The sequence below is a fragment of the Neobacillus sp. NPDC093127 genome, from assembly GCF_044754175.1.
Lineage (GTDB): Bacteria > Bacillota > Bacilli > Bacillales > Cytobacillaceae > Neobacillus.
In genome coordinates, this window is the sequence record NZ_JBIVOP010000022.1 from 26,681 (window position 1) to 42,216 (window position 15,536).

General features: G+C 39.1%; 7 protein-coding genes and 1 pseudogene. 7 read left to right on the top strand and 1 reads right to left on the bottom strand.

The features are described from left to right. Nucleotide 1 precedes the first annotated feature (1 nt). The 5 genes from ACIQCO_RS23035 to ACIQCO_RS23055 all read left to right on the top strand — a co-directional run bounded on the left by ACIQCO_RS23035 (nucleotide 2) and on the right by ACIQCO_RS23055 (nucleotide 9,694). Complete coding sequence (locus ACIQCO_RS23035; RefSeq protein WP_400433231.1) at nucleotides 2-1,777, top strand: Hsp70 family protein; 1,776 nt, start codon at nucleotides 2-4, stop codon at nucleotides 1,775-1,777. Continuing rightward, nucleotides 1,771-3,504, top strand: a complete 1,734-nt coding sequence (locus tag ACIQCO_RS23040) for a HEAT repeat domain-containing protein (RefSeq protein WP_400433234.1) — start codon at nucleotides 1,771-1,773, stop codon at nucleotides 3,502-3,504. Before ACIQCO_RS23035 ends, ACIQCO_RS23040 begins: the two co-directional genes overlap by 7 nt. Next, the gene (locus tag ACIQCO_RS23045; protein ID WP_400433236.1) at nucleotides 3,504-4,829 is read left to right on the top strand and encodes a coiled-coil domain-containing protein; all 1,326 of its coding nucleotides are present in this window, start codon (nucleotides 3,504-3,506) and stop codon (nucleotides 4,827-4,829) included. Before ACIQCO_RS23040 ends, ACIQCO_RS23045 begins: the two co-directional genes overlap by 1 nt. 165 nt (nucleotides 4,830-4,994) lie before the next feature. Then, nucleotides 4,995-7,841: a nuclease-related domain-containing protein gene (locus tag ACIQCO_RS23050; RefSeq protein ID WP_400433239.1), complete on the top strand. Its 2,847-nt coding sequence runs from the start codon at nucleotides 4,995-4,997 to the stop codon at nucleotides 7,839-7,841. A gap of 128 nt (nucleotides 7,842-7,969) precedes the next feature. Beyond that, nucleotides 7,970-9,694, top strand: a complete 1,725-nt coding sequence (locus ACIQCO_RS23055) for a DUF7017 domain-containing protein (RefSeq protein WP_400433242.1) — start codon at nucleotides 7,970-7,972, stop codon at nucleotides 9,692-9,694. A gap of 325 nt (nucleotides 9,695-10,019) precedes the next feature. Here ACIQCO_RS23055 and ACIQCO_RS28245 read toward each other — a convergent pair. Continuing rightward, nucleotides 10,020-10,296 (bottom strand): annotated as a pseudogene (locus ACIQCO_RS28245) (tyrosine-type recombinase/integrase); the annotation flags it as partial. Nucleotides 10,297-11,224: 928 nt separating this feature from the next. Here ACIQCO_RS28245 and ACIQCO_RS23060 point away from each other — a divergent pair. Further along, nucleotides 11,225-12,748: an NADH dehydrogenase subunit 5 gene (locus tag ACIQCO_RS23060; RefSeq protein ID WP_400433245.1), complete on the top strand. Its 1,524-nt coding sequence runs from the start codon at nucleotides 11,225-11,227 to the stop codon at nucleotides 12,746-12,748. After that, nucleotides 12,745-15,357: a DUF2309 domain-containing protein gene (locus ACIQCO_RS23065; protein ID WP_400433248.1), complete on the top strand. Its 2,613-nt coding sequence runs from the start codon at nucleotides 12,745-12,747 to the stop codon at nucleotides 15,355-15,357. The genes ACIQCO_RS23060 and ACIQCO_RS23065 overlap by 4 nt, the downstream gene beginning before the upstream one ends. Nucleotides 15,358-15,536 lie beyond the last annotated feature (179 nt).

Here is a 15,536-nt window from a genome sequence, read left to right on the forward strand (position 1 = left end):
GATGAACGTAATGAAAGGTTTCAGCCGTTATGTAGGGATTGATTTAGGAACGACGAATTCAACCGTCTCTGTTTCCTATAAGAATCCAAAAGGAGAAGTTTACGCAAAAACGTTACAAGTAAAGCAATACGATGAACAGGGAATCAACATTACCTTTGATGAGGTTCTTCCTAGTGTGGTTTACTTTGATGAACACTCAACGCCAAATGCAGGTCGTTTTGCAAAAAAAATGTTAAGTATTGATCCGAAGCAAACCATGTCTAAAGTAAAAAGACATATCGGAAAAGAAGTAGAGTGGGAGACTGCAAACAAAGAAAAGTATAGTCCAGAGGAAATCTCTGCGTTTATCCTGCGTACTTTAAAAGGAACAGCCGAAGATCATTTTCTTGGTCAAGAAATTGATAGTGCCGTTATTACGGTTCCAGCCAACTTTAATTTTCAGCAGCAGGCCAAAACCAAAATTGCCGCGGAACTAGCAGGGTTTGATAAAGAAAAAATACATATGATTCCGGAACCAACTGCAGCCTTGATTGATTTTCTAAATGAGGAAAGACAAAAGGATCCATCAACAAGATCCTTGGATATAACGCAGAAGCCACAAACCATTCTTGTGTTTGACTTGGGCGGGGGGACCTGTGACGTAACCATTAATCGCGTAGGTTCTACTCCTGACGGGGGACTAGATATTAAAGATTTATCCATTTCGCAATACACGGAGCTTGGCGGCGCTGATTTTGATGATGCTGTCATGAAATACATGTTTACCAGCCTGCTAAAAACGAAAGGAATTCCAGCCAAACAGCTTGCACAGAAGTATACCCAGAACCAAGTGCGGCAAATTCGTGAGACGTTATCTGATGCGGCTGAACAGGCAAAGAAATATTTCTCCCGCAGCATTAACACAAGGATACTAATGGGAGGAATGAATCTTTATGAAAATCAACATGCGTTTGATGATATTACGTTTTCCATGATGCTTCTTGGTGTCCCGGAGGAGTTCCAGACGACGATATCCATCTCGAAAAAGGAATATGATGAGGTCATTAAGGGACTTCTTTATGAAAGCCAGGGAAGCCGCGGGAAAAATATTGAATATCCCATTATGAATGCCATACGTTCAGCTGTTGTTCCATTAAAGATTGAGGATATTGACCAGGTATTCCTAGTAGGTGGTATGACAGAATTCCCAACTATTAAAGGACGAATTTATGAATTATTCGGCAAGGCTCCTATTTCAGCTGTGAACCCTATGCAGGCGGTTTCACGCGGTGCAGCCATTTACCACTACTATCAAGGCGAGATTCAATTAGGTAAAGCAGAGGCTGAACGTGCTCCATTCGGTCAGGGTGCACGCATCTATCCGCAGAATATTTTTATCAATGTATTAAAAGGAACGCCGGTAACTCTATTGCCAAAGAATGCACCACTTCCATATGACAAGACCTTTGACAAAGGATTCTTTGTCACAGGACATTCAGAGTTTGTCAATGATATGGAATTAGAGTTGTTTACAGCGGAAGACCCAGAAGCAATTCTACAGCAACAGCTAAAGAGCGCACGTCTTGAATTTGAACAACCGGTAAGAGTGGGAACACAAATCGTAATCCATGTGAGTGTAGATTACGAACGAAATGTAACGGTTAAGGCTTGGTTAAAGGAGGATGAGACGCAAATGATCCACGTTAACTTAGGTGTACGTGAGTATACAGCCGAAGAAAAAGCTCGAATTCTAAGGAAACAAGAAGCAATGAAAATGGAAGAGGTGAAAACATGGTAAGTTTAGAGGATTTACTGGCAGAAAAGATTAAAAGTCAACTGAATGAAAAAAGACAGGAGGAATATAGACCTGCTGTCTATAACCTGCCGGATGAAAGTGAAATTGAAGATGCATTAAAGAGTCAGACAGAGCAATTGAAAACACAACTTGGAGACGATGATACAGATGGTCTGTTAGATGGTCTTGTTGATATATTTGAGATGGATCAACCTACCAGCAAAGAAGAGGATGATACTAGAGTAAAGGTTACGTATGAAAGGACAGGAGGAGTCGGTTATGTTGATTTAACGTTTTCTGAATTGGATCAAGAACTGCTTCAAGAGGAGTATGACCAAATCAAGGAACAACTAAAAGTCATCAGTGCGAGTGAAAATGAGTATACCGCTTTGACTGCTACCAAAGAAATTGAACGCTTTGGAGAAAAGGCCATAGAAGTGCTTTTTCGCCAAATTCGCTTGTTCGATTTTAAAAATAAACAAGAAAAGTACAAACTCACTGCTCTTGTTCAGCTTGGGACCCGCTTAACCATCTTAAGTCTTAAAGGTAGAATTCTGTTAAAAGCGATCCTTCTTTATGCCAAAAACAAGCAGCATATTGAGCTTGCAATTCGAATTGCTGGTCAGATAAATGAAAAAGAGGTGATTCCTGAAATCCTTGGGCATGCCAAAGACCCGGATGTATTTAATGCGGCCTTTGAAGCCGTGTTAAATATGAAGGATACAGCTGCAGCAAAAGACCTTCTCAAAATTATTGATGCTTTGGAGACATCTAGAAAGGATATAATTGAGGAAGCCATTCAGCTTGCGAGAAACTTTAATCAGCTGGAGCCTCAAATTATTAAAGATGTTTTCTATGCGTATCTAAGATGTACCAATCGCACTGTTAGGCCAATTTTTTCTGTAGCTCTGAAATCCTTTAAGGACGAAGTCGTTCCGGTCCTATATGAAATCATTGAATTTGAGTACGATTCCCATATGGTTAGGGAGGCCTGCAAGATGCTTGGTGGTATTCGAAAGCCTATTGCAAGTCAGAAGCTGAAGGAAGCATTAGAGAAGTTTCCGGCTAAGCGGGCTTCCATTATCGAAGGGATAGGACATACGCAGGATCCAAGTCTCGCTCCAAGCGTAGTTTATGAACTGAAGCGGGCAACAAGCAGACATATCAAGCAAAACTGCTTAAAGGCACTTGGTTCCCTTGGTGGGAAAGAGTTTGTTCCTGTGGTCAAGCCTTACTTAGAGGACAAAGAAATTCATACGGAGGCGATTTTTTGTCTCGTAAGACTAGGAGACTCTACTGGGTTTCAACAGTATCTCCATTTATTAATCAACGGTACCCAAGAGGAACAGCAGAATTTAGGCTCTTATGCAGGTTTGCTTTCCTTTAAGGATTTAATCAATCTTGCCAGAAAGATTGTGGAGATCCCTGATGCACAGGCAATTCTGTTATTATCTGCTCTGCAAAGACCGAATGTGCTTCCGCGTGAAATTGGCCCATTGTTAAAAGATAAGCTAAACCAAAAGCCCAGCGTGCCTGTGAGGTTGGAAATCTACCGTTTGATTGGAAAATTTGTTAATACTCGCAATGAATTGCTACCGCAGCAGGTGTTATATAATGCAAGAACGAATGAACCTGATGTCATTGTGAAAAGGGAAATCGATGCGATCATTAACAAGATTCAGAAAAAGGGAGGAGCTTTTGGCTTTAAACTTGTAGGGGGAGAAAATTAATGGCGAGAAAAAGGAAAGAAAACAAACGGTACCCGTATATTTCAGTGAAGGGAACCGCCAATCAATATTTAGATGCATGTCTTCTTAGTCTTCTTGATGGGCCAGCCTTATGCAAGTCTTTGGTGGATGAAAAAGCGCTGATTAGCAAAACGAATCTCTCGCTCACCCAGATTTTAAAGCAGAATGTCTCCAAGAAGGATCTTGTCAGAGAGTTGAGTCCCTATCTTTCTGAGCATTATACGATGTATAACTTTTTAGTGCAGGTTGCTCACGGCAGATTCCAGTTGATTGAGGAAATTAATGAAGGGGAAGAAGATAATCTAGTCCTTTGGATGGAAAACATTGAAGATGCCATTAAATATGAGCAAATAACCATTTTTACCTATATCAACTGGCTGCGATTTGATCCTCGAGGGCACCAATACTTAAAGCAAGTATTTGAAAAATATGGCCACGAATTTGAGCAAGAAACAGGTTTAATCTTAAGTGATGATTTTCAATTAGAGGAACTTGTTGTGGAAAAGTCTGAAGAAGAATCTATAGACGCTGAAATCAATCGTGTGATTCAACAACTGCAATCCATTAAGGCAGAGCTTAGTAAAGAAAATTTGAAGCACCAATATGAAGAAGTGCTGGAACAGAATAAACTGCTTCTTGATTCGAATAAGTCCTTGCATGATGAAATTAAGACACTTAAGGATCAAGTGAAATCTAAAGAGCAGGTCACTGCAAAAAAGGATCGGGATTTCAATAAGTTAAAAAAAGAGTTTGACTCTGCCACGAAGAAGCTAGATAAAAGTATGAAGGAAGCTGGTCAATTAGGCGGTGAGGTTGGCAAACTTCGTCAGAAAGTGGATGAAGTCACAAAGCAAATGCATCAATTTGAGTCCGAAGTAAAGAGATATAAAGAGGAACGTGAAATCCTCAAAAGTCAAGTAGAAGAGCGGCTTACACAACAATGGAGTTTGGAACGCGCTGCTTTAAAGGATGATTATCAGCGGGACATATATAAACTTCAGATTCAAAATCAAGCTCTTCAAGCTCAAGTGGAAAATGGAGTACTCAATTATAGTAAGCAGGATGAGTATGAAAATGAAATAGATATTTTGAGGAAGCAAATTTCATTATATACACAGCAGTTGAAAAAGCTCGAAGAAGAGAGCCAAAAAGAAATTGCTAAGTTGCGGAAGCAGTTAGATAACTCTGCTGAGCAACCAGCGAGTTCTCATGTAGTTGAGCCACTGAAAAAACAGGAGCCAGAGGACGACTTCGATCTCGATGACATTCTAGGCGAACTAGAAGAAAACGAACCAACACCGATTTAGTAGGAAAATGTCGGTGGTTGTTGGAATTTAAGGGAAAAGAATAATGCTCTCGTGGGCCTAGGACTTGCGGGGGTTTTTAGATTTCGGATTTAGGATAATTAACGAGGTATTCTGCTGAAATCTTATAATATTTAGAGATGAAGCTCCATAGGGAGGCAAAATGATATGTTAGAGGTTCTCAAAGGCAAATCCTCAAAATCGTACGAAAATGAATTTTTTAGGAAAATATCGGTTGAGTTGTCACAAGTTTTTGAGCAAAGACAATGGGATGGTGTTTTACTAGGAATGCCAGAGTGCGTTGTGCGAGAAGATTTGCAAATAGACTGCTTGTTGGTTACTGAAAGTCAAATTATTATTATTGATTTTAAAGATTATAGCGGGACACTAGAACTTCCATCTGAGGAAAATTTCGGATTTGGTAGATGGGTGTTAAATGGTGATGTAACTGTTAAAGGAGGAAGCTCCCCGAATCCATTTAGTCAACTTGGCAAGCAGCGGATAAAGCTGATAGATGAACTTAAATATCGTTTACACGATTTTGAACGTAAGTCTATATCAACCGTAGTTTGTTTTCACGATAACATAGAAGTCGTAGGTAGAATTCCCCGCCAGTTCCAAATAAGTTTTTCGATTGTTGATTCAAACAATTATCTCAACAAAATTGTCGACATCCTTGATGTAATGGCTGATAAGAATATGAATTATTTGTCGGATAAGGGGAGACAAACTTTTACAGAGACTTTGTTTGTTGCGAATGAATACCAGTTTGATATTCAATTTGAAACGGGGTTTCACGAACCGCGTGTTGAAGAACGAACTAAAAATATTAATTCTTTGCAAGAAATTCGTGAATTTCTAAAATCTGATAGCAAAATTATGACCTTAACAGGTAATACGAGAAGTGGCAAAACTGCGCTAATTCCTGATATTAGGGAGTTTGCTTTCGATTTAGGTTTTACAGATGCCCCAGTATTTGCTTACTCTAATCGATTGAGAAGGAAGATGCTGAGGAACAATCCCGAACTAGAAGAAGTCGATTCACTATTTAATACGGTATTTGATTTCAATAGTGAAACAATAGATGAATTTTACAAAAAGACTATTCCAATAAAAGGACATGATGAAATCCATAATCAAGATAAAGCCTTGTATATTATCGATGATAGTCAGCTAATTACTAATTCGGATTTCGATACAGATTTGTTGCAATTTGGTTCAGGGCTTTTATTAGATGATGTCCTAAATTATATCGATTTGAAATCCAATCCAAAGAGAAAGGTTATTTTCATTGGAGATAAAAATAAGCTAAGTTATGGGTCGAACACTGAAAATGCACTTAATCCAGAATACTTGAAAGCGCTTCTTGATATAAAAGGTATCTTTTCAGAAATAGGGAATACAGAGTTTCCGGATAATGACGGGGATTCTGAAATCATTAAAGTTTGTAATAAGATTGCAAATAATATACGGGAAGAACGGTATAATGAGTTATTTATATACTCTAGCGAAGAGATTACCATCTGCGAAAAGAAAAAACAAACAAACATATTGAAGGAAACCTGGTTGAATCCAACCAGCCGTAAAATCCTTGTTTTTTCCAATAAGCAAGCAAATCAAGTGAATACTTGGATAAAGAAGCAATTAATTAAAAATGGCGGAGAAATAGGGGCAAAGGATTACATTGTTTTTAATTCAACGATTCAAGCTTATGGACCAAGATTGGTGGAAAATGATTTCTCTCCATTTGCTAATAATGAACAACCTTTTTCTTTTGTTGAACCTAAAAGGGTGGACAACGGTTATTTTGGCGAAGTTATCACTGCTGATCATAATCATATAATCGAAAAAACTGTGGTCATTAAAGACGAAAAAGTAATATTGCGATTTATTCCTTGCCAAATAAAGCTTCAGGATGGAAGTATCATTGAAACTTTTGTATTCGATAATTACTTGAAAGCTACAAAGAATGAGCTGGATAGAAACGAAATTATTGCCTATCAAATCGTATTATCGAGTTATGAAAAGGAGGTTTTTGATAAAGAGCCTTTTGAAAGAAGTGTGGAATACCAAGAAATGTTACAACATCCTGATCAATTTATTATATCCAAAAAAGATGGGAAAGAAATTTATAGGAATTCCAAAGACAAACGGAAATTGACTCGTTTTGAAAAGGCGTACAGAGATCGGGTATTAAAAAAATTAAAAGTGCCAAATAGCGAATATTTTAAGCTTTTAAATGCAGCGAGAGTAAAGTTTGGCTGGGCGATGACAGTGAATAAGGCAATGGCTTATTCTTTTGAAACGGTGTTTTTTAATACAAATCAAGATGAAAACCGAGGTAAAACGAATAAGGGTTATTTCAAATGGATCTATACTGGGATATCGAGTGGATTAAATAATGTTCAACTGGTCAATTGGAGACCAATCTCTCCTTTCTTAAAGACGGAATTTAGTGAGTCAACAACCATAACAGCTCCAAATAAAAGTAACATCATTTTATCACTCTCTAATGGGGATCAAACTTTTTCCGAACAGCTTCAAAACTATTTGGAAACCCAACTGTCAGGTGTGGCGACTATCTCAAATATAGCTTCAAAAAATTTTTTAGAGATTGTCATTTTGGAGATGAATGACAAAAAAATTGAATTGTTCTTTGATTACAATGGGAGAGGAGAAATGAAGATTCCAAGGTTAAAGTTAGGTGAACAGGAGGATTTTGCACTTATATTGTCTTTATTAAAACCAGTTTCAAAGGATGTTCCTAGTGGAGTAATGCAATCGTCTTTGCAAGAGTTTGCTGCTATCTTAGAAAATCATGATATTCAAATGAGAGTTTTGGACTTTCATGATTGGAATTTGATATTAAGTTTTTCCAATAAAGAGAATAACGTACGTATCCAACTTTGGTATACCGGTGATGGCATGATTTCTAAATTCTATTACATTGATGGAAGTAAGGAACTTTTCTCAGAAATTGTTGGATTGATAAAAGAAATCTATGTTCTTGACTAAAGGAAGTGAACAGAATGTACACAACCAAAAATTTTAATGATGACTTGTACCGAATTTGTACCAATTACTTTGTGAAATTCAATTTGTTGCAAGATTACGCATATAATCGCATCGACCGTAATAATTTCGTGCAGCAATTAAAACTTAAAAAAGAGTATTCGGAAATAAATGAAATATTAGCCGAATTAGATAAGTTATTTAATAAAATTGCTCGGAACGGTGGGAAACTGGACCCAGACCCAATTGAAGAAGCAAAGCAACTGAGGAAAACAGGGAAGCGAAAAGAGGCATTTATTGCACTCCTTCCGTATCTTAAAGCAAATCAAGACGATGAGGATGCAGTAATCACTTTTGGCTGGATCATGTATGATTATTTGAAGATGTCGGAAGGAGTTATGGACCGATACATCAACAATTTTAGAATTTTGAATGATAATGCAAAGATATCTTTTGATAGCCATTCTTTCAATGTGTTTACAACTAACGATCCAAAGAAAAAGTTAGTCGATTATATATTATGGTCAATTCGAAGGGTTGTGATGCAAGGAGAGCTGCATGCTAATAAAGTTCTTCAGCAGTTGTTGAGGTTTTGTGGCAATGAAGCGAAGTTTATTGAGAACAGAGGGTTTTATGTTAATAATGAACCTTCAGCATCGCGTTCACTTATAAAAGAACTTCAAACCAAATTAAACGATACAAACTATCTTACATTTATGGACACTATCGGATTCTGTTGGTTTGACAAAGGAGATTATAAAAAGACTAATTTTATTAATGATAAAGGTGAGAATGTAGAAGTTAGGTCATTGGCAGAAGAGGTACTGAACTTTTATGCGAAAAAACTGTTATTATTGGATATTTCTATGGCAACGGAACAAAGGATTAACTCATTAATCGACGTGCTGAATACTCAAATACAAAGTAATCCTTCTTTTGAATGGCTCCCGTATTATAAAGCGAAATTATTGATGAAAGTGAACAGGAAAGATGAGGCTCTAGAAACAGCTACTTCATTTGCAAGAACGAAAAGCAAGGATTTTTGGATTTGGGATTTAATTAGTGGACTTGTAAATGATGAAGAAAAATTCAATTGCTTATGTGCAGGATTACTTTGTAAGTCAAAACCAGATATGATTGTTGGAATACAGGAAAAAATTATCCCGATTCTTCTGGAGAAAGAGATGTTTTCAAATGCAAAATTTGAGTTGGATGAAATTATTACTACTCGAATGAAGAAATGGGGTAAGATATCTCAGCGACTTGAAGAATGGAAAAATGAAAGTTGGTATATTGAAGCGAAGCCGGCTAAAAGTAGAGATGACTTGAAAAAATACGCTGACAAAGCTGAAGAAATTCTGTATCGAACGCTTCCGTTTACCGATATTTTTGTCACATACATTAACAAAGATAAAGGTGTGATTAATTTTGCATACCTTGGAAATAGCAACCTTTCACCTATAAAAGCAGGGTATTTCTACATGGATTCCATTAAAGAGGCTCATCACTGGATAGCTGATGAAGCTTTAAAAGTAAGGATGTTTGAAGATAATAAGAAAAAAGATTTATTTAAGATTTATAAGATTGCACCGGGGGATGAAACATTTCTATCTAATTTTGTCCAAACCGGGGTCGGTCATGTTGACAAAGAATACATGAATCCATTTGCATTTGTAGATGATGCATTTATCTCTCCTAAATTGGTTGAGGAACATAAAATTCAAAATTATGACAAGGTGGATTATATCAAAAAGAGAAGGTTCAACAAGAATAGAAACGAATGGGGATGGTCAGTTGAAAAAATAATGTCTATAGAGAGGAATGAACAAACGGAATATTTTTATGAAGAATATTAGGATCTATTCCTACATACCAACAAAGCAACCCAGGTATAATATCAAGCTAAATTTTGTATTATTCCGTTGGATAATGTTTGTGTATATAAATTAAATTGCTAACATTTTGCTAACGCAATCCAGTGAAAAATAATCAAATCTCGTTAAAGATGTTACAGATAAAAATTAACAAAATCTTGATATACCGCACTTTTTGCACACATCGTTCAAGATATTACACACTCTCACCTTAGGGGCGGCATGATGTAATAAGCCGCTTCACCCCTTGATATAAGGGTTTTATGTAAGATACGAGTGTAAGGTTAACATTTTAACATAGAGGATTTTAATCGAGGCTTCTCATGAGTTGTGCAAACTTGTGGGAAGCTTCTTTTTTTATCTCTTGGGTAACGTGGAGATAGACATTTTTGGTGATTTGATCATCGGAATGTCAAAGTCTATCCATGATTTGTTCGAGTGAGACACCAGCTTCAGCAGCAAGAAGTGAGGTAAATGTATGCCCTAATGAATGAGGTGTTAACTCAGGATTTAAATCTGCAATCCCTAAGAAGCCTAGCTATTCTGATTTGCACGGTCTTGATAACGATGGGATAACCGTATTGTCGTTCCGTTTTTACAAGATAAAGTCCTCATTATGGTAAGCATCCCCTAACCGCTTGATCCTTCATAAAGTACGTATATTATGAAGCGATAACTCGCGACAATCAGGAGGAGGAGAACAACCAAATGTTCATTTAGAAATAAGGGCCGAGGAAGCAAGGTGACGGTTCTCAGGCTTCCCAAAATACTAAAACGGCTGCCAATGAAATTGACAGCCGTTTTAGTATTTTCCAATTAAAGAACATCTTTAATCCCATGTAGTTAATAACTTTGAACAATCCTTAGCAACATTCGAGCAATTTCAACACTCCACTTATTAACTAATTTGATTAGATCCCCTGTAAATCCCTTGATATAGCTATTTCAGCCACGTAATATGGTAGAAAAATGTTAACGAACAAAGATTCCAAACAGTATCGTCCATTCATTTTTTGAACATTTACTGAAAGAGGGTTACCAATCTATGGAGGAGGAAACAGTCAGAGATATCAGCACTAACACAGCATCCGTCGCTGTAACCGAGTATTACACACTTGACGGAATGTTTGATAAATAGTAACATTACTATCGTAAATAAATTGTTTAATTGATTCTCTAAATAAATAGATTACTTTAGCATAAGGTTAATAACGATCTATTGGCACTATGAAAAAGTAAATCTATAATAATGAGGGTAAACTGTAAATATACTTCCTTATTGAAAGGAAGAAAGATTATATAATTAGGTAGACGATTAAAAGGCCTGATTGGGCCCGTTAAAAGTAAACCGACAATTTTCAAAGTTTAATGGTTTTGACCATTATGCTTAAAAATTGTCGGTTTTTTTGTTTTTAAAAATAAACAGAAAGGAATGCGGTGTAATGAAGGAAATAGTTAGAATCATCTTTTCGGAATGTTGGTTTCTTCCATCCATAGATGGGGGGAAGTAGAATGTTAATTTCTCTGCCAGAAATATTTTTCATATTGCTTGCAATATCGGTGCTCAGCGCGCTATTGCTGTTATACCCAAGGGTTCCGCTGTCTTTTGTGCGGTTTCACGTCGGTATCACATTGTTGCCCCCGATTGCTGCCCTGCTGGCCCTTGTTACGACCAAGGAGACCATGATTTATGGCCCTTGGCGGTTTGATTCTTTATCATGGCTGCTGGCATTGTTTGTTCTAACCATTGGTTTTTTCGTGCAGCGCTATTCTGTTTGTTACTTACTCGGTGATCGTGCCTATCGAAAATATTTTGCCCTGCTGACTATTACTACTACTGTTGATTCAGGTGCCTGGCTGAGTAATGATCTTCGTCTGTTGCTGGTTTGCTGGGGGGTTACACTCCTGGGACTGACACTGCTTATAAGATTAAAAAAAGAGTGGAGTGTGGCTAGAAACGCAGCTAAGCAATCTGGCCGTCTATTTGCACTAGGCTGGCTTTTCCTAATGGGAGCTGTCATTTGGGTAACCCAAGCCACAGGGCATTGGCAGCTATCGCTCATCCTCACCAAAAGCAGTCTTGCACAGCTTGATTCATGGGAAAAGACTTGTATTAATTTTTTGCTAATCCTGGCTGTAGTGATTCCAGCAGCACAATGGCCTTTTCAACGCTGGCTGTTAGATTCAGTAGTGGCTCCAACGCCTGTATCCGCGGTAATGCATGCGGGATTAGTGAATGCAGGCGGAATTATCCTGACTCGGTTCTCACCGCTTTTTAGCGGTGATATAGCCCAACTTGTTTTGCTTCTATTGTCCAGTGTTTCAGTCATCATAGGGACCGGAATTATGCTGGTTCATGTTGATTATAAACGGCAGCTGGTAGGGTCTACGATTGCTCAGATGGGGTTCATGTTAATCCAATGTGCATTAGGTGCATATTTGGCAGCCATTATCCACGCTGTTTTACATGGTCTATTCAAATCAACCCTTTTCTTACAGGCTGGCTCTGCACTTCATCACGACGCGGTGCCTGCCCCTGGGACGCACCAGCCAGCGTCATTATTTTGGACCATCACTGGGGGTATTTTAGGCCTCATGGTCGCACTAGTTATTTATCTGTCTTCTCCTGGAGAGAGTTATCAATTGATAAGCGCTCTTACGTTAGGATGGTCGGTTTCTTTAACCTGGACTAAGCTCGTGGCTTTTGGGTATGGACGTGTTGGGCGTATTGCAGGATTTTCTTTGGTTACTGCAGCGGCAATTGTATACAGTTTGGTACATGATGCTTTTTATGTTGTGTTACAGGATTCAATCCCAAAAGGAATTCAAGCACAGGCACCGGCGGCCATTTTGCTCTTGATTATCCTATTGGCCGGAAGTACTGCAGGTGTTTGGCTGGCTCGACATCGTTCATCAACTGCCTATGCTGTCATTTATCTTTGGCTTGTACAATTGGGTGAGCCTCAAAATGATTTGGTCGAAAGTCATCCTAAGTATTTGACACAATCATTCTTTAGAGGAGGTCATTTACGATGAATACAACTTTAGCAAAAACATTACATTGGGGAAATCTGCCCGATATCATTGATTTTGATCTTTTTGACTTGGTGAAATCCGCCAGCAGCGTCATTGCACCGCTTGGGCCAATTACCACGTTTGCAGCACGCAACCCCTGGGTAGGTTTAGAGGGACAACCCTTTGAAAAAACAGCGCGGTGGCTTAAGGATACTTGTGATGTAGATATCTACCCCAATGATTCCGTATTTCTGTCTGCACGGGATCGAGGCCAAATTCATCAGGATTTATTAGAAGAAGGGCTTCAACAGTGGTTAAACTCACAATCTTTGGAGCTTCCGCGTGAGGCAGCAGAGCGATTCTGCCGGACTGCACTTTTACAGACTCAACCATCTTCCAGCATTTTGGAAGCACCTGAGATAAAAAGTATTGCAAGAAAACTTAACCGTTTTACATCACAAATGACTGAAAAACACTCAGTTAAAACTTATAGCCAGCGCTTGGAACAGCTGGGAAGTATGAATGCAGCCCACGAACTTAACCGCCATATGATCAAGTGGTGTAAATTGTTTTTGAATGAGTCCCAGGCTGTCTGGTCTATGCCCAATCGAGAAGAAGGTTTCTATCATGCGTGGCGGAAACTAGTCCGGCATGACCCGGCACTAAGCCGTAAGATACGTAAAAAACTAAGTGAGCTGCCGGAAGAACCTGATGCTGCCTTAATGGAAGTTTTGCTCGAACTCGAAATTCCCTTTTCAGAAATTCAAGACTATTTTGAGGCACATTTCCTTGCTTTACCAGGATGGAGTGGTATGATGCTTTGGCGCTCACAGCAATCAATGGAAGAAAGTTCACTGCTTTATGATTATTTAGCTGTTCGGATTTGTCTGGAATGGGCCTTAGTTAAACCCTCTCTTCCCTTACCTGAAAAAAGAAAAGATAAAGTTCATTTAGAACCATTGGTTGCAGCTTGGACCGAATGGGGAAACCTGCCAATCGATGCTTGGTCACCATTATCTTCTACGGAAATAAAGGCACGTTTGACCCTTGCCTATCGCTTTGATAAGATTCTACGCAATCGGATTTGGCTTGAAGCCTGGGAAAAAACATATGAAGACCAATTAAAGAAAATGATTACATCCCAACAGTCTGCTGGAGCTGCTGAAAACGTAAAACCTTCACTCGCCCAATTTGTATTTTGTATTGATGTGCGATCAGAGCCTTTTCGCCGAAAACTTGAAATAGCAGGTGATTTTGAGACTTTTGGAACAGCAGGATTTTTCGGATTACCGATTGAAACCTGCGAGCTTGGCAGTAATCACAAGCATAGCTCTTTGCCGGTAATGTTTAAACCGCAATACAAAGTAAAAGAGTTTTCACTGGATTCTGAATCCTATCAACAACGGTATCAAGCGGTCCGTTCACTCAGTGATACGTTTAAAACAATGAAACATAATCTGGTTTCCAGTATGGTGTTACCGGAGATTAGCGGTCCTTGGCTAAGTCTGCAAACGCTGGCTCGCAGCTTTGTTCCGCGAAGTGCAGGATGGACATTAAGCAAACTGTACGAATCATGGCTGCACAAACCATCCACGAACCTCTCGCTTGACCATACGGATACATTGGAAGCAGATTTGCCAATTGGCTTTTCGGAGAAAGAAAAAGTACACTATGTACGGCAAGCTCTAAAAATGATGGGACTGACTGATCACTTTGCACCACTAGTGGTTATTTGCGGACATGGTAGTCACAGCACGAACAATCCATATAGTTCCGCACTCGACTGCGGCGCTTGCGGAGGGGCATCAAGTGGGTTCAATGCGCGGGTGCTGGCAGCCTTATGTAATCTTCCAAACGTAAGGAAGAGCCTTGAAAAAGAGGGAATTATGATTCCGAAAGATACCGTTTTTGCAGCTGCCGAGCATATTACCACACTTGATGAATTGCGCTGGCTTTATGTTCCAGAACTATCAGAAGAAGCTAAAGAATCGTTTCTTCGTGTTCAAGCCGCGTTGCCAAAGGTTAGTGAGAAAGCCATTGCCGAGCGGATTGTGCACTTGCCAAATCTCGGAACCCATTTCAAGAATCCAAAGGCTGAAGCGCAGCGTCTTTCAGAAGATTGGAGTGAGGTCCGTCCGGAATGGGGCTTGGCACGTAACGCTGCGTTTATCATCGGGGAACGCCGGCTGACCCAAGACTGCAATTTGGGAGGAAGAGTTTTCCTCAACAATTATAACTGGAAGAAGGATAAAAACGGTGCTATTCTCGCCAACATTATTTCCGGGCCGGCAACGGTAGCCCAATGGATTAACTTGCAATATTATGCATCTACTGTTGCCCCTCATTATTATGGCAGCGGGAATAAAACAACTCAAACTGTGACAGCCGGTCTCGGGGTCATGCAGGGGAACTCCAGTGACTTATTATCCGGACTTCCCTGGCAGTCTGTTATGAAATCGGATGAAGAGGCATATCATGAGCCACTGCGATTGCTGGTGGTCATCCAAGCACCGGGGGACTATGTGAAACGGATGCTGGACCACGATCATGCCTTTCATCAAAAAGTGAAGAATGGATGGATTCGGCTTGCGTCCATTGATCCGGAAGGACACTGGGAGAGTTGGTCTTAACCTCTTTCCCGGTATATATATATGTCCTTGTGTGAAGGCTGCTTTTCTTTCCGGCGCTTTTGTAGCAAAGGTACAAAGCTTTCCGAAAGAAAGTCGTCACATGGGCGGAAAAGATTGTTTTTTAGAATATTATAGGCAATATTTGGACATCTATGAATGTAACTTTGAAAAAAGGAAAA